Below are 23,381 nucleotides of genomic sequence, written 5' to 3'. Positions count from 1 at the left end.
GCGGCTGGTGCTGGCCTTCGTGTCGGCGAGTGTGCTCAGCGCTTTGGCCGTGGGCGTGACCGCTTTCGCGGCGTTCCACGATGCTCTGCTCACCAATGTCGAGCAGCAGTCCGTCGACGACGCGCGGTCCAGAATCGGCGTGCTGGCACCGGACTTGACCTACCCGCCCGATCAGCAAGCACTGGATCGGTTCCGGCTGATGGTGGCCGACGCGACACTGGTTACCTACCAATCACTAGAGTCCGGCGATCCTCGCGGCAAGGATCTGGTGAGTCCCGAGTTGCGGGGGGCGGTCGGCGCGCGCGGTGTTCTGGTGTTTCAGCGGGTGAATTCATCGACCGGACCGAAGCTGGTGATCGGAACACCGGTCGTGCTGACCGGCCTCGACGGTGCTCGCACGCCTTCCGGCCTCGAGGTCTATCTCGTGCGTGATCTCGAACCGACCGCGCGGCGGCTGGATTCGACGCTGCGCATCGCGGCCGGGGCGGGATTGCTCACCACGCTCGCCGCGGTACTGCTGGCCCTGCTGTCGGTGCGCGGCGTGCTGCGACCGGTGCGGCACCTGCGCGATTCGGCGCGGCAGCTGGCCACCGGAGATCTCGGTTCCCGCGCCAAGGTGCACAGTTCGGACGAACTCGCCGATCTCGCAGCCACATTCAACGATATGGCCGAGCGGCTACAGCGCTCGATGACCGAATTGCGGCACCGCGAGCAGAATTCGCGACAGTTCGTCGCCGACGTCTCGCACGAGCTGCGGACCCCGCTGACCACTCTCAACGCCGTGGTCGACGTGTTGCGGGGTGATGCCGACCGGATGACCGCGGAACAGCGGGAATCGACCACGCTTGCGGTCGAGGAGGTGGGTCGGCTGACCCGGCTGGTCGAGGACCTGCTCGAAGTGTCACGGTTCGATGCGGGCACGGCACGTCTGCAGGTGCGCGAGGTCGACCCGCGAGAGATCGTGGAGCAGTGTCTGGACTTGCGGCAGTGGCGCGACCTGGTCGATGTCAGTGGACCGCGCGGCACGACCGCGGTGCTCGACCCGCGTCGGGTCGACGTGTTGGTGGCCAATTTGGTGAGCAACGCGCTGCGGCATGGGGCGGCACCGGTGCGGGTGCGGCTTACCGTCGACGAGACGACGGTGCGGATCGAGGTGCGCGACAGCGGACCGGGACTCGTGGAGGCGGCCATCGAGCGGGTGTTCGACCGGCTCTACAAGCACGACAGCGCACGCACTCGATCGGAGGGCAGTGGTTTGGGATTGGCGATCGCCTTGCAGCACGCCCGGTTGCACGGCGGCGACATCACCGCAGGCAACGCCGCGGACGGCGGGGCGGTGTTCGTCGTGGTGCTACCCCGATATGCGGGCGGATCGCAGTGAACACCCGAATCGTGCTGCCGCTGATCGCCGCGGTACTCGCGCTCGCCGGTTGCGGGGTGAGCCCCAGCGGCGTACGGGTCGGCGGGCAGGCGCCCACTGGCGTCGCACCCGGCGTGTACCTCTACTTCCTCGACGCGCACAACGAGCTGCGGCCGGAACTGTATCGGACGCAGCGGCTCGGCACCGTGGCGAGCGCCCTCGACCTGCTGTTACGAGCCGGGCCACCCACCGCACTGCGGTCCGACCTCCCGGTGATCCAATCCAGCGGCCCGGTCGTCGACATGGCGAACTCCACGATGACCATCCGGGTCCCGTTGGACCGCGACGAAATCGGGCCGCGCGGTGTCGACCAGATCATCTGCACGGCCCTCGGTGTCACCCGGCAGAGCGGAGACGACCGGACGACCGAAGTCGTGGTGTCCTTCACCATCGCTCCGGCCACGGAACCGAGGCGCTGCCCGCAGCACTGACCCGCCGGTTGTGACACGACTGCGACATTACGGCGAAGGTAGCCGGACATTCACAGCGCACCGTGGTGGCCATGACACCATTTCGAACCGGCATGCCGCAGGTGGCGGCCAGATCGTCCCTACGGTTCCGTCTGCCCGCGTTGCTGGTTGCCGGGTTGTCGTGCGTCGCAACCGGATACGCGGTTCAGCTGGCCATCTACACCAGCGGCGGCCAGTACGCCGACGAGCAGCTGATGCGCCGGTCTGATTCATCGACCTGGGACGCCGTGGCCGCATTCGTGCTCGACTCGGACACGATCCCGGTGGTCTCGGCGATCGTGCTGGTCGCGGTCGCGGCGCGGGTGGTGTGGGCAAGGTCCGTGCTGGGTGTCGTTCGTGCGGTGCTGATCGTCGCGGGCTCGTCGGCGACTGCCGCATTCCTGAAAGGCGCACTGCCGCGGCCGGATCTGCTCGGCACCGGAATGCAGAACTCGTTTCCCAGCGGCACCGTCGCCTGGGTGGCCGCGCTGGCCGCGGCTGCGACGGTTACCGCCGCTGCACGAGTGCGTCCGGTGCTGGCGGTCCTCGGTGCGTCGTGCACGTCGGCCGTGATCGGCGCCGTGGTCACCCGGCAGTGGCATCGGCCCAGCGACGTGATCGGCGCGCTGCTCATCGTGGCTACCTACACGGCGCTCGCCGTCGCGGTCACGCGCAAGGTGCCGGAGGCGGCGAACACGCCTGTACCGCACGGTATCCCGACAGGTGTTCGATGAGCTCGGCGGTCGATACGGCGTCGTCGACGACCGCCGCGCGACGCGGTGCCCGGCAAACCTACTATCCCGCGCTGGACGGGCTGCGCGGCCTGGCCATCACCGGTGTGCTGCTCTTTCACACCGGTGTGCTGTCCGGTGGGTTCCTCGGTGTCGACCTGTTCTTCGCGCTGTCGGGGTTCCTGATCACCGATCTGCTGCTGCGCGAGTACGCCGCTACCGAAACGGTGTCACTGACGGCGTTCTGGGGCAGGCGGATCCGGCGGCTGTTTCCGGCGCTGGCGGTGCTGTTGGTCGCTGTCGTCGGATTGAGCTGGGTGTTGCGCGAGGGTGCCTATCTGCCCGGCGCACTGTCCGATGGCCCCTGGGTACAGGCGAACCTGGCCAACTGGCACCTGATCGCCGAATCCTCGGACTACTGGGCCCGTTTCACCGGCGGGCGGGTGTTCGAACACTTGTGGAGCATCGCGATCGAGGAGCAGTTCTATCTGCTCTGGCCGATACTGCTGCTGGCACTCCTGCACGGCAGAAAGCGTGACCACCGACGGGTCGCAGTGTGCGCCGGGCTGGCGGCGGTGGCGTCGCTGGTGCTGATGATCGTGCTGCTCGATCCTGCCGATACCACGCGCGTCTATATCGGCACCGACACCAGAGCGTTCTCTCTGCTGCTCGGCGCCATGGCCGCGACAGGCCCGGCGCGCAGGTTCCTCGGGCACGTCCTGCGCCGGTGGGCCGGTATCGCGATGGCCTTGCTGGTGGCGGGCATAGTTGTGCCCTGGGTGTTCGTCGACGGTGAGACCTCGCCCTGGTTGTTTCGTGGCGGCTTGTTCGCCTATTCCGCGGCGGCGGCCGTGCTGGTGCTGTTGTGCGTGCGTGCACCGGCGACCGCGGTGGCGCGGGCGCTGTCGGTTCGGCCGCTGGTCTGGCTCGGCACCGTCTCCTACAGCCTCTATCTGTGGCACTGGCCGATGTTGGTGCTGCTGCGTGATGAGGCGGCCGGATGGCCGCGTACCGTCCTCGCCTGCGCGCTCGCGCTCGCGGCCGCCGCCGGGTCGAAGTATCTGATCGAGGACCCGATTCGCTTCCGGGCACCGTGGGCACGTGGCCGCACCGGCCGCACCACGTTCATCGCCGCAATGCTGGCCCTGGTCCTGTTGTGGGTGATCGTGCCGACGCCGCGCCCCGCCACGATCAGCATCGAAGGCAGTGGAACCATCGATGCGGCGAGACAGGGACCTCCGCTGCGGCGGCTGATGTGGGTCGGTGACTCGGTGGGTGCCCAGTTGGCGCGTCCGCTGGCCGCTGCCGCCGCCGCGAGTGGACTGACCTTCGAATCGGCTGCCGAAAACGGTGGCGGCAATGTGGTCGGCCCGTTCTCGGACGAGAACTGGCCTCGGCTCGCCGCTCGGATCGCGGCTTTCCGCCCCGACGTCGTCGGCTACGAGATCACCACCTACGACTGGGGATCCGAATCCGAGCAACGCCGCGCCTACACCCGGCTGGTCGACACGGTGACGAAAGCCGGTGGCTACGTGATGTTCGTCAGTTCTCCGCCGATCCGTCCCGACGACTTCTACGCCGCCCACATGACCGATCTGGCCCGCGCCTTCCCGGTGGCACGAGCGGTCGCGGATGATTCCGGCGGGCGTGCCGTTGCCGTGAACGCCGACGAATATTGGGGCGCCGCATTCAGATCCGACATCGACGCCGACGGTGCACTCGATCGCGCATCCGACGGTATTCACACCTGCCCGCGGGGCGCAGCCGGATTCACCAACTGGTTGATCGGCCGGCTCGTACAGCGATACTCCGGATTCACCCCGGCACCGGCATCATCGTGGGTCAACACCGGATGGGCTGCGAGTAAAGAGTTCACGGTCTTCCCCGAGTGCCGATGATGAGAAGTCTTGCGCGACAAGTCATATCGAGGCGGCGGTCGGGGGGGTTGTCTATAAAAAGGGAAGGATTAACCTCGCTGGTCTGGACCGAAGTTGTTGCCGTATAAGAGGAGCAGTATGGACCGGCTACACGGCAAGGTGGCCATCGTTACCGGCGCGGCCTCGGGAATGGGTCGGGCGTCCGTTGTGGCGATGCTGGGCCAAGGGGCGGCGGTCGTGGCTGTCGACATCGATGCGGACGGGTTGGCTCGTCTGGCCACCGAGCAACGATCAGAGCGTTTGTCGACAGCGCAAGCCGATGTCACCGATCAGCAAGCAATCCGGCACGTTGTCGACGGAGCCGAAAGGCGGTTCGGCGCGATCAACGTGCTGAGTACCTGTGCGGCGGTAGCATATTCCGCGCCATTTCTGGCGATGACATCCCAAGACTGGGAGCTGACGATGCGGGTGAACGTGACCAGTGTCGCCTTCACCTGTCAAGCGGTGATCCCCGCGATGCGGCGGGCAGGCGGGGGATCGATCATCACCTGGGGCTCGGTGGCATCGGTGGTTGCCGAAGAGGGATTCGCGGCTTATTGCGCTAGCAAAGGAGCGGTCCTGATGCTGACCAAGACCATCGCCGTCGAACACGCACGAGACCGCGTTCGCGCGAACTGTCTGTGCCCCGGCATGGTCGACACCCCCATGGCCGCCCCCTACCTCCCGCGAAACCAGCCCGACCGCAACCAGTTCCTCGACGAGATGACCAGCTGGCAGCCACTTGGCCTCGGCACCCCCGAGCAACTCGCCGATGTCGCGGTATTCCTCGCCTCGGACGAATCGAGCTTCATCACCGGCTCCGCGATCATGGCCGACGGCGGTTTCACCGCCATGTGATCACGCTTCCCCGCATGTTGACACCCGCCCGTGGCGCGCTGTGCTGGTGGTCGCGTTCGGCCGGAGGCACTTGGCGTCCACCGAAAATCGAGCAGTTGCATCTTGGTTGCTCAGCGGTGTGGCCGTCGGTGCTGGTGGGCGGCATTTTCGAGAGCGTGGGCGGGGTAGCGCAAAGTCGAGTTGAACCGCCGGAGGTCGACCGGAAAGATATTGGTACGCAACGCATCACAGCGTGTGTTCGCTGCTGGGGGAGTAAATGGCTGACTTTCTGCAAGTCGATCTCGAAACTGTGCTGAGGCTGGGGGCCGACCTCGGTCGTCATGCCGACGCCATCAACGCGATCGACCATTCGGTCGTCGTTTCGATGTCGGATGGACCGGTCGCGAAGGTGTTCGAGGGGACCGGTGATGCCGTGCGGGGCGCCTATCGCCTACTCGGCGGTGAGATCCGCCGGATGTCCGACACCGCGTTGTGGGGTGCGCGGACCTATGAGGCGATGGAGTCCGCCTCCACCGAGCAACTCCGCGCTTACCTCAAAGGTCGGTAGGTCCCGGTGGCGACCATCAGTTATGTCCAGGCCTGTCAGCCCGAGACGATGCTGGACTTCGGAGCGCATCTCGTCGCCCAGAATTCGATCCTCGTGAACCGAATCGACCAGATGCACCGCGAAGTCGACGGTGCCAAGACGAGGTGGAAGGGAGACGGCGCTTCCGCGATGGCGGCAAGCGAGTTGGCGAAACAGCTGGCCGGTAGTCATATCGGCAGCGCTGTGGTGGCGGTCGCGGACGCCTACAACGACTTCGGTAAGCAGCTGTCTGCCATCCGGACGCCGCTATTGACCATCGCGACGATCGAGGTCCCTGGTGCCGGGATGACCGTCGACGATCATGGCGTCGTCACAGCGCCGCCGGTGCCGTACGCCGACGTCGATCCTGGTTCCTATATCAACCAGCTGAATTTGAACAAACAGGCGGCCGCGCTGCAGGCGCGGATCCAGGCGTTGCTCAACGACTTCAGCGCGATGGAAACCGAGGCAGCACAGGCGATTACCGCCGACCTCGAGCAGCTCGCAGCGCTCCAGCAGGCGCCCGACCCGATCCTCGGTGAGGCGGTGAAGGCCATCCTGGCGGGCACAGCGCAGCTGCCGACGGATCCGCAGCAGTTGCGTGATTTCTGGGAGAAGCTGACGCCCGCGGAGAAGGACGCGTTGTTCCGCCACGACCCATTCATCGGCAACCGTGACGGTATTCCGCAGGTGGATCGTGACTATTACAACCGTCGAAATCTGAATAACCTGCATGCGAAGGCGCAGAGCCAGCTGGACAACCTCAACCAACGACTCGAGTTGACTTTGACGCCTGCACAACGAGCCGGATTGCAAGCGCAGGCCGACAGTTTGGCCGACCGAATAGCCGGTTACAAGAAGCTCAGCGAAGCGCTCGTGCCCACGGACGGCGTTCCACGACTGCTATCCCTATTCGATGACAAGGGGCGAGCCGCGATCGCGATACGGAATCCGGACACCGCGGGCAATGTGGTGACTTTCGTGCCAGGGACGGGCGCCAATGTCGAGGAAATGAAAGCGGTTACCGATCGCGCAGACATGTTGCGGATTGCCGCCGAGGGAGCGGATCACACTACTAGGACATCGGCTATCGGGTGGCTCGGGTACGACGTGCCGCAATGGCCCGGATCGGCCGCGTTGGATGACGGTGCTGAGGATGCAACCGACAGGTTGAACAATTACCAGTCCGGGCTACGCGTCACCCACGAGGGGCCGCGGTCGATGAACACGGTGGTCGGACACAGTTACGGCACAACGGCGATCGGTCACGCGGCTAGCGCGGCCGACCGTCCACTCGATGCGGACAAGCTTATCTTTGCCGGTAGCCCGGGCGTCGGTGTGGAAGCGCCATCCGAGATCAGACTCACCGGCGTAGGAGCGGAGGACTCCTCCAAACGCATTTATTCGACAATCGCCCCGGAAGATACGACGGCTCCTATAGCGGCCAGTACTGGCTTACACGGTACAGCCCCCTGGATGCCTGGATTCGGGACGAACTTCGCTTCGGACGAGGGGACCGACCACAACACGTATTTCGGCCACGAGAATCAAAAGGGCCTGGAGACCATGGGGCACATCATCAGTGACAAAGAGCAAACCCGATGACCGAGCGAATCCGGCCGCCTGTTTCCGCGGCGATCGTCTGCCGCACACCATCACTCACTCAGCAGCCTGATCGGTAGCCCGATGTCGCAGAAATTCGAAGAACTAGGTCTCAAGGTCCAGCGTGCACATCACGCGATCGGACAGATCCGCGGTGAAGCCACCGTACGCGGCGTGCGAGTCGTTGTAGACGCGGAGAACCGGCTGCTCGCGGTCGACGTGCCCGACGCCGACGCCATCTTGGAAGCATACGAAGCTGCTCTGCGTGATAAACAGCCCAGGGTAGAAGCGGCGATGCAAGAGCTTCGCGCCGACGCGCGCTTCGAGTCCGTGATGATCTTTGCCGAGGCCAATTCGGCACGCAAAGCCGAACGCGCCGAACAGCAGGACGAGATCGAATACGAGGAATACTTCGCCACGTCGAATCGTCGAGGATGGCCTTTGGGCGAATGAGTTACCGCAACGCCGCCGCCGTCCGTGCCCTAGCGGGTGAGGCGGGTCGGCCGGGTCTTGGTCAGCTCTGCAGGGTGACGGGGACCTGGTCGAGCTCAGCCCTGGTGATGTTCCCGTCCGTGGTGTAGATGTCCCAGATGATGAGGAGCTTGGCGGGGCCGGGCTGGAATGGGAACGCTTCCGGTTCCGGAAGGTTGATCGTGTAGTCGTGCGCAGTGCCGTCGCAGGCCAGCGGGCCCGGCCCCGCCGCCGAATAGCTGAGCGTGTCGTTCCCGGGATCGCCCTGGGTCAACGTGGTGCTCCCGTACGTTTTGCCGCGGCCGCCGTTGCAGGTGTAGGTGCCGGTGATCTGCACAGTGCCATCAGCGTTGAGACGCTGGATGGCGGCGGCGGTCAGCTCGGCCGATGGGGCCGCCGAGGCCGGGACCGCAAGCACGGCCGTGCCTATGCACCCCGCAACCGTGGCGATAGCCATTCGGATGAATCGATTCCTGGGCACGGCGGTCCGACGATACTCAACCATCGCACGACTCTCCTTGTGGTGGAAAGGAATTCGCAGTCAAATGCAATGCTGAGTGTAGCGACATAATGTCCGCACACCGACCCCCCAAAGCTACGGTCATTCCCCAGATCGCCAGTGGCCCTTCGCAAGCAGCGACAGCTGACCGGATCCGTTGCCGGTCAGCCCGGTCGGGGCGGAGTAGGGCCGCATTCGAGGCTCTGGGCGCAGCGGCTCTACGGGGCATCTTCGGTCAAACCCTCGGTGCAGGTCGCTGAATACCCTTGCCGTCCTGGGTACTTCGCCGACAGCCCACGAGGTCTGACCTCGCCTCGGGGAATGCGCCGCAGCTCAGGCATGACATAAGAGACTGTCTCGAGTGCCCGGCACATGCGGCGGCCCGCACCCGGCGTGCTGGTGCGGGCCGTGCGGCGAGCGGCGCCGATCTCAGCCGAGCTGCGCGAAAAACTCGCGGATGTCACCGACCAGCAGCTCCGGCGCCTCGTGTGCGGCGTAGTGACCGGCCGCGTCGTTAGGTCCGCCTTGGGCGGCCGCGGCATCGTAGGAGTTCCAGCGGACGATGTTCTTGTGGTCGCGCTCGGCGAATCGGCGGATCGACTGGAAGTCGCCCTTGAACATGGCCAGCGCGGTCGGCACCGTGGTCGGGCCCTGCGGCTGTTCCGGGGCGTGCGCGTCCTCGTAGTAGAACCGGGTGGACGAGCTCGCGGTGCCGGTCAGCCAGTAGATCGCCACATTGCCGATGACGAAATCGTGGTCAAGGGACTCGCCCATCAGCTGCGCGTTCCAGCCGAGCAGGCCGATCGGCGAGTCGGTCAGCGCGTAGGCCAGCGTCTGCGGCTGCTGGCTGAGGAAGGTGTTGAACGCCATCTTGTTGTCGTGGAACCACTGCAGGTGGCCCAGCGCTGCCATGTCCTCGCCCGACATGTCCTCGAACTCGGCCGGATCGCCGGACGGGAACGAAAACAGTTGCGTCACATGCACTCCGATCACCTTGCCCGGCGCGAGCTTGGCCATCTCGGGCGCGATCATCGAACCCGCGTCGTTGCCGATCGAGCCGTACCGCTGGTAGCCGAGCCGGTCCATCAGCTCCACCCACGCCTTCGCGGTGCGGTAGCGGTTCCAGCCGGTGCTGCGAGTCGGGCCGGAGAAGCCGAAACCGGGCAGCGACGGGATGACCAGGTGGAAGGCGGGCGAGTCAACCGACTCCGGCTCGGTCAGCGGGGCGATGACGTCGAGGTACTCCAGGATCGAGCCGGGCCAGCCGTGCGTGAGGATCACCGGCACGGCATCCGGCCGCGACGAGGTGATGTGCAGGAAGTGGATGTCTTCGCCGTCGATCTCGGTGGTGAACTGTGGGTAGGAGTTCAGCTTCGCCTCCAGCGCCCGCCAGTCGAAGCTCTCCAGCCAGTACTGCGCGAGGGTGTGCACCCGATCACCGGGCACGCCGTAGGAGTCGCCTACGCCGGGCAGCTCGCTCGGCCAGAGGGCACGGCGCAGCCGGTCTGCCAGATCATCGAGCTGGGCCTGAGGGACGTTGATCTGAAAGGGCTTGATGGTGCTCATCGCGATCTCCTAGTGAAACGGAATGCTTCGTTCTGTTTGAACTGTAGCAGAACGGATCGTTCCGTTTCAAGTGCTGGTCACCTTCCTCGCCGCCTCGCGCGTTGTACGCGGTCGCGATCAGCGACGATTTCGCTGCGACGCTGCGCCATCGCCGCTGCGGGAGAAGAGTTCGACGTGATGGCCTGGAAGACGGCGTGCACATCTTCGAGCGCGTCGCGCGCGCCCACGCCGGCAGCCGGGGTTATGGCGTGATCGGCATCGCCCACCAGTAGCGCTGGCGTCGTCGGCGCCGCGGCATTGTCCAACGGAACATCGCGTGCGTTGCTGACATGTACGACATCGGTGTTCGCGATGAACATGTCGACCATGTCCGCGTTCGACGGAGTTGCCCGCATGATGGTGTCGGCCCATTCGTTGATCGGATGTACGCCCAGGTCGTCCGCGTCTGCCAGTGGTTCGCGGGTGAGCCGGATGAACCAGTGGACATGGTCGTCGTCGGGGTGCCAGATGTGACCGAGGGTGCTGCTCGCGGTGCCGCCGGCTGCGTCTGCTTCGGCGAAGAAGTGCAGGGTCGCCTGATCGGTCGGTAAATCGAGTCCGCAGGTGGTAGTCCCGTACATCACCACATCCCCGGCGTAGACCGCGGGCCTGGCAGGTTCGAGGCACCTCCGCACAACCGAGTTGATTCCGTCGGCGGCCACGAGCAGATCGTCGGTCGTGGTGCCGTCGGCGCTGGTGCGAATGATGCAATTGCGGTGGGCGACAGTGACTTCGGAGACCTGGCTGCCGTATCGCACGTCGGCCCCGGAGCCGGCGACGAAGTCGTTGAGGATTTGCATGAGGTCGTAGCGCCGCCAGAACCGGTGGCCGCGACTGGCCATTTCGGAGCGCTGGCCAGTGCTGGTGACGTATTGCAGCCCGGCCAGGGGATAGGACGCTTCGTGCAGGGCCGGTTCGGAGACACCGAGAGCGGTGAGGGCGTGGTGCCCCCGTCCGTCGATGAACAGGAACGCGCCGCCGCCAGCGTCGTTCGCCTGCTGTTCGTGCAGGGTTACCGAGTGGCCGATGCGGGCAAGGGCACCGGCGAGAGTGGATCCAGCGATACCGCCGCCGACGATGGTCACCATCGGGTTGCCTCCTTGGTTTGCCGTGTGTAGCTGCGGGCCAACGGAATCGGTTGGTCGCGACCCTCAGCGTCAGGGGTGGTGCGGATCGGCGTCGCCGGACCTTGTGAGTATGGCTGGTCGAGGTTGCCGCGGTGGCGGAGATCGATCAAGGCGGCGGCGACAGCGCCCGGTTGTTGATGGTCGGCGTTGTCGAGAATGTCGGCCAGAGCGCTGACAACCCTCGTGCGAGTCGAGCCCGGTTCGTGACAGGCGGTAATCTGCGAGAGAACATACAAGGACCGGGATGAACGCGGAGTGGATCGGCCGCCGATGAACAGCACTGGTGCGGAAGTCGCAGACTCGCGCGGAAGGTTCTCACTCGATTCCACCGTCCCTGGCGCCGTATCGCGAGGTTTCGATGTCTTCCGGCACGGGTGGCAGACCCAGGTCGGCGATAGCTTCCCGCTGCCGACCTTCAGTCCAGCGACGACAGGTGACTTCCGGGTCCGAAGCCGCGTCGCGAAGGTGCGCGACGTGGCGATCACCGATCTCGACAGCGCGTCGGTCATTCGAACGGCAGGCACCCCGTACGGCTATGACGATCAGGTACGGCTTTACGTAGTGCGGCGTGGCGCATGGGGTTTGGGCGGCTCGCCCGATCGCGACGAATACACCGTGTCGGCCGGGCAGTTCCTGCTACGGCACGGGCCGCCGCTGCACTTCGGGGCGGCGCCGGACACCACGGTGCGGATTCTCACGCTGCCCTCCGCCGTACTCGAACCACGGTTCAGAAACCGGAGCATCATCGAGTCGGCGGACTCCGCCGAGATGCGCCTGCTGATGGCTCACACGAACATGGTCCACGCAACCGTGGCAGACCTCGGGGCGGTTGGTGTGCACGCCGCTCACAGCGCCCTGATCGAACTGGCCAAGGCGGTGACGACGGGCCGGTTCGATGCCGCGGAGCCCGGGCTGAGGCCTACGCTCACCCAGGCAGCGAAGGCGCTGGCGGACCGTTATCTCGCCGATCCCGAGCTGTCGCCAGGGATGCTGGCACGTGAACTCAACGTCTCGGTACGCACCCTCCAGCGGGCGTTCACTACGGCGGGGGAGTCGGTGACCAGCTACATCCGCGACCGCCGGTTGGCAGCGGCGCGGCTCGCCCTCACCGCCCCGTCCCGTCGACCGACCGTCGGCGAACTCGCCGCGCACTGGCAATTCTCCGACAGCAGCCACTTCATCCGCGCTTTCAAAAAGCGCTACGGCCAGACGCCCGCCGAGTACGCCCGCTCAATGGAGACCACCGGGAGCTAAAGACTCGGCGGACAACTCACCACGTGCCCCGATGGCGTCGGCGACGCCCAAGCATGTGCCGCCGAGAAAAATCCCGAGTTCGTAGTGCACGGCTTCGGCGTCGAAAGACCGGACGAGAACCCCGATCTCGTAGTTTCCGGGATAGGTGACCTCGCCGACGTAGTTGATTCGATACGACGACGGTGACAGGTCGGGCGCCAGACCTCCCTCGCCCACGCCGAGCGCCGCTGACGTATACGCCGCGACAGCATCGTCGTACCAAGTGGCCAGGGCAATGAAATTGACGTGCTGATTGGAGTCGACGTCGCCTATCCGTGCACGCAGCGGCGCGAAATACGGGTAATGGTCCCGCTGCTGGCGCTCGGCAGCCGGACGGGTCACGGCGGTCTCGCTCGAATCCGGCATCGCCAAGGCAGTGAGATCCGCGATCAACTCGTCCGGCAGCGCGAGCGCTCCCGCGCTGCCGAGCAGCAGAACCGTTGCCTCGCCGCTGCCTACGCGCTCGCTGCCCACGAACACCGCTTGCTCGAAGGTGAAAGATGACCGCCCGATACGACGAATACCGGTGTGCACCCGAATATCCGTATCCGTGCGGTGGGTGGCTGCCAGCCGTTCGACACTTTGGCTGACGAACACGATCTGGTAAGGGCCGAACCCACGGGCCCGTACGAGTCGTTCGAACCGCGGCAATCTCACTCGAATCCGGGCGTCCTCCAGCCAGCGAGCCATCCCGATCGTGCTCACCGAGTCGTTCCGGCCGAGATCGCCTTGCCTCACTCGGATATCGCATTGGGCCGGAAAGACGGGGTCACTAATGGAATTCATGAACGAGGACCTTAGATGGAAGTCATCAACAAAAACCTCGGCAATGCATGCTTATGGCGTGCATGTTCCACCAAATTGACGCGGTTGTTCAAGGGCGCGCCCGACCACGACCTCGATGACGAGATAGACGGTTCGCAGGCCGAAGCGGGCAGTCATCGCGACCACCGGCCTCCGCGTCCGCAGCACACGAATCTGTTCGGGTGTGCGCCGACGGTTACTTGTCGGCCGGGATGATCGGGAGGGTGATCGAGGAGGGGTGGACTGGGTCGTGGTAGATGGTTTGGTGGGCGGTGCGGATCCCGTCGCTGGTGCCGAAGGGGGCGCCGGTGTTGGGGTTCGGTGCGTATTGGGGGAAGTCGCTGGATGAGATTTCCAGGCGGATCTTGTGTCCGGCTTTGAACATGTTGGAGGTGGGCCAGATCTTGATCGTGTACTTGTAGATCTGGCCGGGCACGATCGGCGTCGGGTGGGTGGCGGATTCGCGGAAGCTGGCCCGCAAGATGCCGTTGTTGAGGTTGCGTGCGGTGCTGTCGGGGTGCACGTCGACGAGTTTCGCCGTCCAGTCGGTGTCTTCGGCCGAGGACGAGGCGTACAACTCGACGCTGATCGGGCCGGTCACCCTGGTATCGGCGGTCAGCGGCGGGCTCGTGTACACCAACACATCCGGACGGGCCTCGACGGTCTGCTGGTCGTAGGGTCCCTGCTGCCCGCCGGTGTTGTCGCAGCACGAGTGCCCGCCGGCGGACGGCACGGGATCGCGCGGGTCGTAGGTGTATTGGTCGGGGGGCTGACCGGCGGTGGGCGGCGTGGTGGCGAGCTTGCCGTCGCCCAAGAGTGAGGCGGCGTGGCCGTCACTGCCCAGGTAGTACTTGGTGAACTCGGTGCCGGGGATAGGCCACGCCGAGGCCTGCCGCCACGTGTTGGAGCCCATCTCGAAGTAGTCCACCGCGGCGCGGCCGTCACCGGGGCGGCCCTTGAGGTGTTGGTCGAACCAGGCGAGCAGCCGCTCGTCCAGCGGATATTCCCCGGCCTTCCCGATGGCGGCGAGCATCGGCGACGGCCGGTAGGCCTCGGCGGGCGGCCGACTGTAGGACTTGTGATCCCACGGGCCGATCACCATCCGCTGCCCGGCCCGCGCCTCCGGCGACCCACCGTCGGCCGTCATGCCGGTGAAGTTGCGGATGCCGCCGTCCAAGAACGAGTCGTACCAGCCCTCTATGTGCAGGATCGGCAGTTTGATCTTGGAATGGTGGCGTTCTGGCGCCAGCGACGTCCAGTAGTCGTCGTTGGTCGAGTGCTTGATCCAGTCGAAGAAGTACGGCGCGACCTTCGGATCGTCCGGCCGGAATGGCGGGAATGTGTTGTAGGGCCGGTGCCGCAGCCACTTCGCGACGTCGAGATACGCGGCGTCCAACTCCTTGACGAGCGCTGTGTCGCCCCGATTGGCGGCGGCGCTGCGCACGATGGTGTGCATCGCCCACGGCTGGATGAAGCCGAGCCGGAACTGTCCGCCCTCATACGTCCACCCCTCGTAATAGTCACTGGAGGTGTTCATCGGAACGATGGTGGTCAGGTGCGGCGGCCCGGCCTCGGCGGCCAGCCATTGGGTGGCCCCGAGGTAGGACGAGCCGTACATTCCGACCTTGCCGTTGGACCCGGGCAGCTTGGCAGCCCATTCCACCGAGTCGTACCCGTCGTTCACCTCTTGGGTGAACTCATAGAACGTGCCCTGGGATGCGTACTGGCCGCGTACGTCCTCGTGCACCACGAGATAGCAGTGGGTGGCCAGCCAGTGCGGCGACAGGAACCGATGCGGTTGGAGCGCCGCCACGTCCTTGCCGTACTGGTTGCGGATCAGCACCACCGGCACCGGCTCGTCGGTCTTCGGCCGATAGACGTCGGCGTACAGCACCGTGCCGTCGCGCATCGTATCCGGCACGTTGACCTCTTTGGTGACCTCGCACGTCTCCGCCTGCCGGTCCTGCGACGCGCACGACACCGGCACGGTGATCAACAGCGTCACGGCCATCAATAGCGTTGTGGCCGACCGTCTTCCGCTGACTCTGCGCCTCATGATCCCTCCCCGAATCATTATCGGCGGTCCGGCGGCAACACACAATGGTCGGATGAGCCGGTCATCCTGCCTCTCGCCGCACCGGCGGACCGCACGGTCGCGCGAGTCGAACGCAGGATCCGGGTGAAAAAACCATTCTCTTAATAGAACTGTGTGTGGCAAGCGTGCACTCGGCTCGAATTTCACTAGCATCCGGAAGGACACCAAAACCGGTAGCTGGGATCGACGCAAAGAGAGGACAGCCATGACGGAGGAATTTCCCCCCGGTTATACGGCACCGGGCCAGTATCCGCCGCCTGCGGGGCCTTATCGACAGCAGTCCGAAAGCAACGGCCTTGCCATCGCCGCATTGGTGCTCGGCATCCTCGCGCTGGTCAGCTTCTGGACCGTGATCGGCGGAATCCTGCTCGGCCTGGCCGGACTTGTCATCGGCATTATCGCTACGTCCAGGGCCCGGAAAGGCACGGCCGGGGGCTCCGCTATGGCGATAACGGGCTTGGTGCTGAGCATAGTGGCCTTGATTGCGACGGCCGTTGCCCTGGCAGTCGGCTTCGCCCTTTTCGGTTTCACCGGCGGTGACGACTTCACCGACTGCGTGAGCGATGCCGGTAATGATCGCGCGAAAATCGATCAGTGCGAACGGGATTGGCAGCAAACGGTGGAAAACAAATTCAGCGTCACCATCAGCCCACGGCCGACCAACTGACACGATTATTTCGCTCTTTTCGGATGGCGTCACGCGGCGGGTGAAATCACCGAACGCACGGGCGCGCGGCGTTTTGCGAAGCCGTTCGACGCCGAGTGAGCCATGCGGGCGCGTCCTCGATCAGGCGGGCTCAGGTCCGCTTGATCGAGTGCCGCCGCTTGTGCGGTGCATACCAGACCACCACGCACTTGCGCTCGTTCGCAAGCCCAGTTGTCCCCACACGGTAGTCTCGCCGGATCGTGGCATACAACTGACCCGACGAGGCGCGCAGATCTTACGAGATTGTGCCGTCAAAATTCGCCGATACGAACATCTTTCGATCCGAGGCGACGTCGGAATTCACCGATGAGCGACGTCGCAGGTTATCGAACTGGTCATCCGGTTGATCAGGGGCTGAGCCTCAAGCGATGATTCGCCTTGCGACAGAACGGATCTCGTAACCAGGTCTTCGAAGAGCCATGCGCACGACACGGGCTTGTCGATGGCCGTTGGATCCATCCGGTTCCGGCGAGAGTTCTGCTGGCGCACACCACGACCGTCTCGGCTCGTCGTTCTCGTGTTGGGTGCGTCGAACTTCCAAAGTGAATATCTTAGTCTGCGGGTAATTGTATCCGACTTTACCCGCCGACCAGTCGGAATTGTCCCCAGCGAAATCGGGCCGGCATGCTGACTAATATTGGCCTGAGTTAGATGAACGGTAGGGGTCGACGGAAAGTCATTGGAGGGCTATGGTTGTGGCCTAGCAGTCCTCGCGCAAGATCTATCTCGTAGTCGAGATGTATTGCGGGACATCGGAGTCCACTGCATGATCCGATCATCCGATCACCCTGTTTTAGGTGGAAGTCATGGCCCGACTTGCCAATTCACCCGGACCGCCGAACCGATTGCGTCCCCGGCGAATTCGAGCCCGGACGGTATGGATTGGCCTAGCCCGCTCGGGCTACGGATGATGATTCTTCGCAGCGCACCGACCGCCGCTCCCGGAATTTCCCGTAATACGACCTGTCTCTGGCCGCGCACCGGCTTGCCCAGTCGGTGCTGCGGACCGAATCCTCAGTGTGTCGACTGCATGACATATCCGTTTTTGTGTTGTGCCACAGTCGCACACTTCCGTTTACGAAATTGGAAGGAGGTGACAACAATGATGAAGATGAGTTACATCGAGCCCGAGGTGACACGTCTGGGCACGGTCGAGGAGCACACCACGATCCTGTTCAAGGGCGTGCCCGATCTCGTCAGCCACGGCAACCTTATTTAGCCGTATGAAGTGATCGACCCGTGGTCCCCTCCCGCGTCTCATGACTAGGAATTCAGCGGGGGAGGGGGCCCCTTCAGCCGAAGATTGTCGGCGAATGAGAGGTTCCGTCCATCATGGACCATTCTCCACTTACCGTGGACTATCTCGGTTGCGCCGGCCGAGTGACCTTGCCATGTGACGGGACTCCCGTCGACTACGCCTGCGTTCCCTACACCGCCTTCCCCGAACGCCGCGTCCCCGACAGCCCGATGTATCTGCGGCAGTGGACCAGACCGGGAACGGGTGCGACCGTCCAGCCCGCACATTCGACCGATCGAACCCATCTCGCACTGGGCGGCACCCTCACCGGAATGCTGGACAATGCCCTCGTCGACCGGATCACCGCCACGCTCCGCAGCGGACGGTATCCGGAGCTGGCCGGGTTGCCCGGTGATCTGGTCGGCTGCCTGATCACCGACGATCGGGCCTTCCTGTTCCGCAGCCTGTTCACCCGAAACACCTTGTTCTACAAGCAGTCCGGCAACATGTTGGAGTGGTCCAGCGATCCTGCCGACCTGGTCCCCGACGCCCTCGACCGGCTGGACCGGCAAACCATCTGGCGAATCTGCCGCGGCGACAGCCTCGTTGCCTATCCCGAATTGGGATTGCTCCGCCCGGGTCACCTGATGGTGTTCGACGGTGTGTCGGCCAAGGTCATCCAGTACGACCGGATCACGCCGAAACCGCTGCCACGGGGCAGCACGCCGCGAGATTACGCGGACCGCGCATGGGAACTGCTATTGGCCGCGACCCGCCCTTACGCGCACGTCGGCCACATCGGTCTGCTGCTGAGCGGCGGCCTGGATTCTTCCGCGGTCGCCGCCGCACTGGCGGCCAACGGCGCCGAGGTCACCGCCTACCACCTGGGCACCGACGATCCGCTGGCCGATGAATCCGGCTACGCCCGCGAGGTGTGCCGACACCTGTCCATCCCCTTCGTGCCGATCATGACCGATACCGGCGCCGGTCACGTGAGCGAGGACTGGCGGTTCTCCCACCCCTACAACCACACCGGGTTTCGGTGGCTGGAACAGATCGTGCAGCGGGTCCGAGCGGACGGCGTGCAGCTGCTCACCTGGGGTCGGGACGGTGACCTGCTGTTCAGCCCGGCCCCCGACTACGGCGTGCGCGATGTGCTGTGGGGCCGGCTGAGCTGGGCGGAGAAAAGCCTGATGCTGCGGGGACTGCTCTGCTCACGCTGGACACTGGACGCTTTGCTGAGGAGCGTCCGCCGGTCGTACTCACTGGCGATCGATGCTTCAGCGTTCGGCGACCACACGCGGCAACCGGACTTCCTCGTCCCGATGCCGGGCGTGCCGTTCGAGTTGCCCGACCCGGAATTCGTTCCCGAGGAACAGATCACCGATCTTGCTCTCTCCTGGCCACACGGCGTCCAATTCTGTTCCCCGATGGCTGATCGGGGACTGTATGAGCTGGCAACCGGCATGCCACGGGCCTACCGGTGCATTCCCTACGGCGGACGAAACATCGACAAGCCGGTACTTCGGTTGATGCTCGAAGATCGGCTGCCACCGATGATCTGGCGTCGGCACGGCCGGCTCTGGTTGGGTTCGCCGCACGAGAACTTCTGCCTGAACCATCCAGAGGCATTCACCGCACTGCTCGGGCCAGACTCCCGGCTGGCGCGGATGAACATCGTGGACCCCGAGCGGTTGGCCGCCGTACTCGGCCATCCGTCCTCGACGCGCCGCAACGCGGAGAGCCTGATCTGCGCGGCCATGACGGAGCTTTTCCTCCGCAGTCTGGAAAGCCGGACATCGCACTCGGTGAGGAGCTGATCATCATGTCACTGCTGCAACTCGGCGACGACGCCATCCTGGACACCACCGACGGCGTCGGCATCATCATGGACACCCGGGCGGGTGTCTACTTCGAACTGAATCCGGTGGCCACGCTGATGGTCCAGGCCGCGATGACCAGCGAGACCGTCGAGGAGGCGGTGCGCGAACTCGAGCAACGCATCGACGCGAGCGCGGAGGTACTGCGGGCCGGGCTGGGCAAGCTGATCGACCAGCTCGCCGAACACCGGCTGCTCGCGCGAACGGATGCGTCGCAATGACCGAACTGGCACGTCAACTTGAGTCCATGCTGTCCGATATCGACGGCGTCCCGCCACCGCCTCGCCTGTCACGTCGGCTCCGCGGGCACGCGCTGCGGAGCACCTGGACCGCGCTCCGCCTGCTCGGTAAGCAGGGATGGGGCCCGGCGCACAGCTACCTGCGGGACCTGCGCCCAGGGCCGGGCTGGCAGCTGCACGCCGAACTGGAACCGGCGGTAGCGATCCGGCTTGCCCGGCGCGAAATCCTGTTCAGTCAGCTGGTTCTGCGAACATTGCAGCCGAACGGGCTGTGTCTTGCCCGCTCGCTATCGCTGGGAACCTATCTCTCGGCGACCGGACTGCCCGCCGAAGTCATCGTGGCGCGGGAGCGGACTTCAACCAACCCGCGCTATTCGTTCCACTCGTGGACCGAACTGTACGGCGAGGTGCTCAACGACAACCAGGACGTCACCCTGGGTTTCTCGGTGCTGCAACGGGTTTCGGCGAGCGCGCTCAGCGGTTGATCAACCCCTTCCCCACTCGTCGACTGGGGTTTCACCGAGCCGACATATCGGCCTAATCTCCGGGCATCGGGAATTCATCCGTCCCGTATGGAGGAGCCGATATGCCCTCGTATCTTCCGTCGCTCGCGGTGGCACCGAGGCAAGGCGTCGGTCGGTCATGGATATCTCCTCGGCGACCTCCGCCGGTCGCCGCCCACCAGTCTTCGACGCAGGGGACTACAAGCAACGCCACGCGGTGGAATGCGGCATTCGAAAGTGGCGCGAGAGACAGGGTAAGTCCATGAGCAGTTTCCGCACTATTCTTGCATCTATTTCCGCAGTGGTTATCGGTGGTTTTTCGACGCTTGTTTTCAATCCAGCGATGGCGCACGCCCAGGATGATGCTCCCTACTACTGGGACGTTGCGGTGCCGTCGCAGACACAGGTGGACATCATCGCCGATGCGGGGATCGAGATGGTTCCCGCAGGTCCGGGCACGGTGACCATCGCGGTCGACGAGGCGGTAGCCCAAACGCTGAGGGATCGGGGACTGAATCCGATAAAGCGCGCACCGGTATACAAGCCGTTGCCACCGGAGCGAAGAGCCCCCGACGATACGTACTACGGCGGCTATCACACCGCAGCCGACATGCTCCGCCATGCCCGGGATGTCGCCACCAAGAATCCCGGAATCGCCCAGGTGCACAACATCGGCAAGAGTTGGCTGGCCGAAAGAGGCACGGGCGGCCACACCATGAACGTCATCTGCTTGACCGGAATCGCGAAGCAGGCAACCGACAAGGAGAAAGCAGCGGCGAAAGCGACGGCCCAACCGGACGGCTGCGCACTGTCACCCTCCTCGCGCAAGCCTCGCTTTCTGCTGACCGCGCAGATCCACGCCCGCGAGCTGGCGACCGGTGAACTCGCGTGGAAATGGATCGACTACCTCGCCACCGGCTATGGCACCGATCCCACGGCTACCTCGATCCTGGACACCACCGAGGTCTGGATCGTCCCGGTGACCAACCCGGACGGTGTCGACGTGACGGCCAGCGGCGGGAACAGGCCCAAGATGCAACGCAAGAACGTCAACAACAGCGCGACACCGCCGTCCTGCGCCGTCGTCGATGGATCCGGCCGAGGGCCCGGTGTGGATCTGAATCGCAACTTCCCGGTCCGCTGGGGCGGAGATTCGAGAAACCCCTGTTCGCAGACTTACCAGGGTCCGCGTGCCGGCTCCGAACCGGAAACGCAGGCGGTAAAGAATCTGTACGCGAGCCTGTTCACCAATCAGCGTCCCAGCGGAGGCGGTGACGTCCCGGACACCGCTAAGGGAATCGTGATCGATCTGCATGCTTACGGCAATTACGGGATCATTCCGAGCAATGCCACGAGCAAGAACGCGAGCCAATTGCGGGCATTGGCCAAGAAGATCGTGCCCGGGTTCATCGTCGGCACCTCCGAAGAGACCGTCGGATACTCGACCACCGGAACGACCGACGATCAGGCACACGGAGCCCTCGGACTAGCAACCCTCACCATCGAAATCGGCCCGAACAACACGTCGGCTTGCGGCGGCTTCATGCCCCGCTACTCCTGCGTGGACAGCACCTTCTGGCCGCAGATCAAGAGGGCGTTCACCACCGCCGCCCAATCCGCCGGCGCTCCTTACAAACAAACACCCACTCAGCCGAATCCCTGATTACCCCCGCCCAGTTCACCGGCCCGGTCCACAGTGACCGGGCCGGTGCGGGCCGGTCGTCCCACCAGCCACCACCGCGGATTTGATCAATTCTCCTGCGGCAGTTCGTTCTTGCTGGGGGAGCCGGTGAGCTGAGGCGTCAGCGAGTCTGGGGTCCCGGCTCGCTGACATCGGTTGGCCGCAGCGTTTCTCGCGTCGAGGTAGCGGCTCGTCAGCTCCACCACGATCGCGCCATCTTCCGGCTAGCGTTTGTTACGTTAGTCATATCATATGGTATCCAAAGTATATGCTACGATTCTCGTACTATATGACAGTCGAATGGATGCCGCATGTACCTAGTAACCGGAGCGACCGGCCTCATCGGTCGCCCACTCGTCGAAGCACTGCTTTCGGAAGGCGCTGAGATCCGGGCCGTGACCCGCAGCCCGGAGGACGCCACCTTTCCCGCCGGGGTGGAAGCTGTTGCGCCCGAGGCGATCCGACGAGCGCTGCGGGGCGCTCGCGGACTTTTCGTCCATCCCCGCGCAGCCAAGGACGACACCGATAAGCTCCTTCGGCTTGCTGCCGAAGAAGGGGTCCGGAAGGTGGTCGTCATGTCGGCGATCAACGTCGACGACCACCCCGATCACCAGCCCTCGCGCTTCAACGGCGACCGTAACGCCGAGGTGGAGCGTGCCGTCACCGAGCGCGCCCTCCCGTGGGTTGCGGTGCGGCCCAGCTCATTTGCGATGAACACGCTCGCTATGTGGCGCGGTCAGCTCGCACTCGGTGACACCGTCCGGGGTCCGTACGCCGGCTTCGCCGAGGCCGTCATCCACGAGCGCGACGTCGCCGAGGTGATCGCCCGTGCGCTTGTCGATGACTCCCTTCTCGGCAGGAGGATCGCTATCACCGGACCCGAGGCGCTCAGGCTCGATGAGATGGTGCCGATCATCGGCGCGGTGATCGGCAGGCCACTGCGGTTCGAAGAGGTCCCGGCCGAGATGGCGGCCCAAGGAATGCTTCGAAACGGCCTCGACGAGCGGTTCGTCCATGCACTCATGGCGCGCTACCAGCGTGAAATGGAGCGACCCGCAACGGTAACCACCGAGATCGAGACGATCCTCGGCCGCCCCGCCCGTACCTTCGCGACCTGGGTCGCCGACCACGCGGGAGCATGGTCATGACGAAGTACGCACGCTTCGCCAGCCTGGTTTTCAGTGGGCTCTTCGCCGGATTCCTCATCGGCGTCCTGGTCCTGGAGCTATCCCTGCGAGGCTTTGATGGCGCGGTCTACACCCAGGTCAGGCTGGTCGAGCTCGACTCCCTGGACAAGCTCGCTGTCGTCACGCTGCTGCCCGCGCTGCTCGGCACGGCGGTACTGGCCTACCGGGCTTTCCGAACGAGCACTCGATGGTTGACAGTGGCCGCGCTCGCGCTGCTCGTCTGCGTCTTCGGCCTCACGATCGCGGTCAATCTTCCGATCAATGCCGACCAGCTCGAATGGAGCGTCCAGTCTCCGCCCGCCGACTGGTCCGACGTGCGGGACCGCTGGCAGATCGCGCACGCTGTCCGAACGGCGGCCGCGGTCCTCGCTTTCGGATTGCTGGCCTTCGCTGCTGTACTGCCCAGCCGGAGCAGATAGCGGCGATTCGGCGACCTCCTGATATTCCACTCGCACGGATTTGGTCGAGTATAGGAAACTACAACGGCTCCTGTCGACTTACATAAGGGCTGAT

21 protein-coding genes are annotated in these 23,381 nt (G+C 64.7%); 16 read left to right on the top strand and 5 right to left on the bottom strand.

Annotation, left to right across the window (positions count from 1 at the left end; translation table 11 throughout):
* Positions 1 to 7 precede the first annotated feature (7 nt).
* The 8 genes from KV110_RS23515 to KV110_RS23480 all read left to right on the top strand — a co-directional run bounded on the left by KV110_RS23515 (position 8) and on the right by KV110_RS23480 (position 7,994).
* Positions 8 to 1,381, top strand: a complete 1,374-nt coding sequence (locus tag KV110_RS23515; protein WP_218469447.1) for a sensor histidine kinase — start codon at positions 8 to 10, stop codon at positions 1,379 to 1,381.
* On the top strand, positions 1,378 to 1,851 hold the full coding sequence (locus tag KV110_RS23510; RefSeq protein ID WP_218469446.1) for a hypothetical protein: 474 nt from the start codon (positions 1,378 to 1,380) through the stop codon (positions 1,849 to 1,851). The genes KV110_RS23515 and KV110_RS23510 overlap by 4 nt, the downstream gene beginning before the upstream one ends.
* A 71-nt stretch (positions 1,852 to 1,922) precedes the next feature.
* On the top strand, positions 1,923 to 2,603 hold the full coding sequence (locus KV110_RS23505; RefSeq protein ID WP_218469445.1) for a hypothetical protein: 681 nt from the start codon (positions 1,923 to 1,925) through the stop codon (positions 2,601 to 2,603).
* Positions 2,600 to 4,498, top strand: coding sequence for an acyltransferase family protein (locus KV110_RS23500; protein WP_218469444.1), 1,899 nt, complete (start codon positions 2,600 to 2,602; stop codon positions 4,496 to 4,498). The genes KV110_RS23505 and KV110_RS23500 overlap by 4 nt, the downstream gene beginning before the upstream one ends.
* Before the next feature lie 117 nt (positions 4,499 to 4,615).
* Positions 4,616 to 5,374, top strand: coding sequence for an SDR family NAD(P)-dependent oxidoreductase (locus tag KV110_RS23495; protein WP_218469443.1), 759 nt, complete (start codon positions 4,616 to 4,618; stop codon positions 5,372 to 5,374).
* Positions 5,375 to 5,630: 256 nt separating this feature from the next.
* On the top strand, positions 5,631 to 5,921 hold the full coding sequence (locus KV110_RS23490) for a hypothetical protein (RefSeq protein ID WP_218469442.1): 291 nt from the start codon (positions 5,631 to 5,633) through the stop codon (positions 5,919 to 5,921).
* Positions 5,922 to 5,927: 6 nt separating this feature from the next.
* On the top strand, positions 5,928 to 7,544 hold the full coding sequence (locus KV110_RS23485) for an alpha/beta hydrolase (RefSeq protein WP_218469441.1): 1,617 nt from the start codon (positions 5,928 to 5,930) through the stop codon (positions 7,542 to 7,544).
* Positions 7,545 to 7,625: 81 nt separating this feature from the next.
* Positions 7,626 to 7,994, top strand: a complete 369-nt coding sequence (locus tag KV110_RS23480; RefSeq protein ID WP_218469440.1) for a hypothetical protein — start codon at positions 7,626 to 7,628, stop codon at positions 7,992 to 7,994.
* Between the two features lie 61 nt (positions 7,995 to 8,055).
* Here the strand turns inward: KV110_RS23480 and KV110_RS23475 are convergent, their stop codons facing one another.
* The 3 genes from KV110_RS23475 to KV110_RS23465 all read right to left on the bottom strand — a co-directional run bounded on the left by KV110_RS23475 (position 8,056) and on the right by KV110_RS23465 (position 11,204).
* Positions 8,056 to 8,469 carry a DUF6299 family protein gene (locus KV110_RS23475; RefSeq protein ID WP_218469439.1) on the bottom strand — a complete coding sequence of 138 codons (414 nt, stop codon included), beginning with the start codon at positions 8,467 to 8,469 and terminating at the stop codon, positions 8,056 to 8,058.
* A 471-nt stretch (positions 8,470 to 8,940) separates the two neighbouring features.
* Positions 8,941 to 10,077 (bottom strand): epoxide hydrolase family protein, encoded by a 1,137-nt coding sequence (locus tag KV110_RS23470; protein ID WP_218469438.1) that lies wholly within the window; start codon positions 10,075 to 10,077, stop codon positions 8,941 to 8,943.
* Between the two features lie 77 nt (positions 10,078 to 10,154).
* Entirely contained in the window at positions 10,155 to 11,204 is a 1,050-nt protein-coding gene (locus KV110_RS23465; protein ID WP_218469437.1) for an FAD-dependent oxidoreductase, read from the bottom strand.
* Between the two features lie 513 nt (positions 11,205 to 11,717).
* Between KV110_RS23465 and KV110_RS23460 the strand changes: the two genes are divergently transcribed.
* Positions 11,718 to 12,497: a helix-turn-helix domain-containing protein gene (locus KV110_RS23460; RefSeq protein WP_246633929.1), complete on the top strand. Its 780-nt coding sequence runs from the start codon at positions 11,718 to 11,720 to the stop codon at positions 12,495 to 12,497.
* Here KV110_RS23460 and KV110_RS23455 read toward each other — a convergent pair.
* Both KV110_RS23455 and KV110_RS23450 read right to left on the bottom strand, forming a co-directional pair.
* Positions 12,474 to 13,322 carry an acyl-CoA thioesterase gene (locus KV110_RS23455; protein WP_218469435.1) on the bottom strand — a complete coding sequence of 283 codons (849 nt, stop codon included), beginning with the start codon at positions 13,320 to 13,322 and terminating at the stop codon, positions 12,474 to 12,476. The genes KV110_RS23460 and KV110_RS23455 overlap by 24 nt on opposite strands.
* Before the next feature lie 214 nt (positions 13,323 to 13,536).
* Positions 13,537 to 15,249, bottom strand: a complete 1,713-nt coding sequence (locus KV110_RS23450) for a CocE/NonD family hydrolase (protein WP_218478799.1) — start codon at positions 15,247 to 15,249, stop codon at positions 13,537 to 13,539.
* Positions 15,250 to 15,640: 391 nt separating this feature from the next.
* Between KV110_RS23450 and KV110_RS23445 the strand changes: the two genes are divergently transcribed.
* The 7 genes from KV110_RS23445 (at position 15,641) to KV110_RS23415 (ending at position 23,287) form a co-directional block, all read left to right on the top strand.
* Positions 15,641 to 16,102, top strand: coding sequence for a DUF4190 domain-containing protein (locus KV110_RS23445; RefSeq protein ID WP_218469434.1), 462 nt, complete (start codon positions 15,641 to 15,643; stop codon positions 16,100 to 16,102).
* A 1,371-nt stretch (positions 16,103 to 17,473) separates the two neighbouring features.
* Positions 17,474 to 19,198, top strand: a complete 1,725-nt coding sequence (locus KV110_RS23440; protein ID WP_218469433.1) for an asparagine synthase-related protein — start codon at positions 17,474 to 17,476, stop codon at positions 19,196 to 19,198.
* 5 nt (positions 19,199 to 19,203) lie between these two features.
* Complete coding sequence (locus KV110_RS23435; protein WP_218469432.1) at positions 19,204 to 19,479, top strand: PqqD family protein; 276 nt, start codon at positions 19,204 to 19,206, stop codon at positions 19,477 to 19,479.
* Positions 19,476 to 19,982, top strand: coding sequence for a lasso peptide biosynthesis protein (locus tag KV110_RS23430; protein WP_218469431.1), 507 nt, complete (start codon positions 19,476 to 19,478; stop codon positions 19,980 to 19,982). The genes KV110_RS23435 and KV110_RS23430 overlap by 4 nt, the downstream gene beginning before the upstream one ends.
* A 361-nt stretch (positions 19,983 to 20,343) precedes the next feature.
* Complete coding sequence (locus tag KV110_RS23425; RefSeq protein WP_218469430.1) at positions 20,344 to 21,663, top strand: M14 family zinc carboxypeptidase; 1,320 nt, start codon at positions 20,344 to 20,346, stop codon at positions 21,661 to 21,663.
* 329 nt (positions 21,664 to 21,992) lie between these two features.
* Entirely contained in the window at positions 21,993 to 22,829 is an 837-nt protein-coding gene (locus KV110_RS23420) for an SDR family oxidoreductase (RefSeq protein ID WP_218469429.1), read from the top strand.
* Positions 22,826 to 23,287, top strand: coding sequence for an anthrone oxygenase family protein (locus KV110_RS23415; RefSeq protein WP_218469428.1), 462 nt, complete (start codon positions 22,826 to 22,828; stop codon positions 23,285 to 23,287). The genes KV110_RS23420 and KV110_RS23415 overlap by 4 nt, the downstream gene beginning before the upstream one ends.
* The last annotated feature ends 94 nt before the right edge of the window (positions 23,288 to 23,381 follow it).

This window comes from Nocardia iowensis, from assembly GCF_019222765.1.
In the GTDB taxonomy this organism is placed as follows: domain Bacteria; phylum Actinomycetota; class Actinomycetes; order Mycobacteriales; family Mycobacteriaceae; genus Nocardia; species Nocardia iowensis.
Note: the sequence above shows the minus strand (reverse complement) of the source record. Positions and strands in the feature narration are given on the sequence as shown.

Excerpts from the sequence above, each read along its gene's own strand:
- KV110_RS23440 (WP_218469433.1), top strand. The coding sequence starts at position 17,474 with ATGGACCATTCTCCACTTACCGTGGACTATCTCGGTTGCGCCGGCCGA.
- KV110_RS23420 (WP_218469429.1), top strand. The coding sequence starts at position 21,993 with ATGTACCTAGTAACCGGAGCGACCGGCCTCATCGGTCGCCCACTCGTC.
- KV110_RS23415 (WP_218469428.1), top strand. The coding sequence starts at position 22,826 with ATGACGAAGTACGCACGCTTCGCCAGCCTGGTTTTCAGTGGGCTCTTC.
- KV110_RS23450 (WP_218478799.1), bottom strand. The coding sequence starts at position 15,249 with ATGCGCGACGGCACGGTGCTGTACGCCGACGTCTATCGGCCGAAGACC.
- KV110_RS23430 (WP_218469431.1), top strand. The coding sequence starts at position 19,476 with ATGACCGAACTGGCACGTCAACTTGAGTCCATGCTGTCCGATATCGAC.
- KV110_RS23475 (WP_218469439.1), bottom strand. The coding sequence starts at position 8,469 with ATGGCTATCGCCACGGTTGCGGGGTGCATAGGCACGGCCGTGCTTGCG.
- KV110_RS23465 (WP_218469437.1), bottom strand. The coding sequence starts at position 11,204 with ATGGTGACCATCGTCGGCGGCGGTATCGCTGGATCCACTCTCGCCGGT.
- KV110_RS23425 (WP_218469430.1), top strand. The coding sequence starts at position 20,344 with ATGGCGCACGCCCAGGATGATGCTCCCTACTACTGGGACGTTGCGGTG.
- KV110_RS23480 (WP_218469440.1), top strand. The coding sequence starts at position 7,626 with ATGTCGCAGAAATTCGAAGAACTAGGTCTCAAGGTCCAGCGTGCACAT.
- KV110_RS23470 (WP_218469438.1), bottom strand. The coding sequence starts at position 10,077 with ATGAGCACCATCAAGCCCTTTCAGATCAACGTCCCTCAGGCCCAGCTC.
- KV110_RS23490 (WP_218469442.1), top strand. The coding sequence starts at position 5,631 with ATGGCTGACTTTCTGCAAGTCGATCTCGAAACTGTGCTGAGGCTGGGG.
- KV110_RS23500 (WP_218469444.1), top strand. The coding sequence starts at position 2,600 with ATGAGCTCGGCGGTCGATACGGCGTCGTCGACGACCGCCGCGCGACGC.
- KV110_RS23445 (WP_218469434.1), top strand. The coding sequence starts at position 15,641 with ATGACGGAGGAATTTCCCCCCGGTTATACGGCACCGGGCCAGTATCCG.
- KV110_RS23505 (WP_218469445.1), top strand. The coding sequence starts at position 1,923 with ATGACACCATTTCGAACCGGCATGCCGCAGGTGGCGGCCAGATCGTCC.
- KV110_RS23455 (WP_218469435.1), bottom strand. The coding sequence starts at position 13,322 with ATGAATTCCATTAGTGACCCCGTCTTTCCGGCCCAATGCGATATCCGA.
- KV110_RS23495 (WP_218469443.1), top strand. The coding sequence starts at position 4,616 with ATGGACCGGCTACACGGCAAGGTGGCCATCGTTACCGGCGCGGCCTCG.
- KV110_RS23435 (WP_218469432.1), top strand. The coding sequence starts at position 19,204 with ATGTCACTGCTGCAACTCGGCGACGACGCCATCCTGGACACCACCGAC.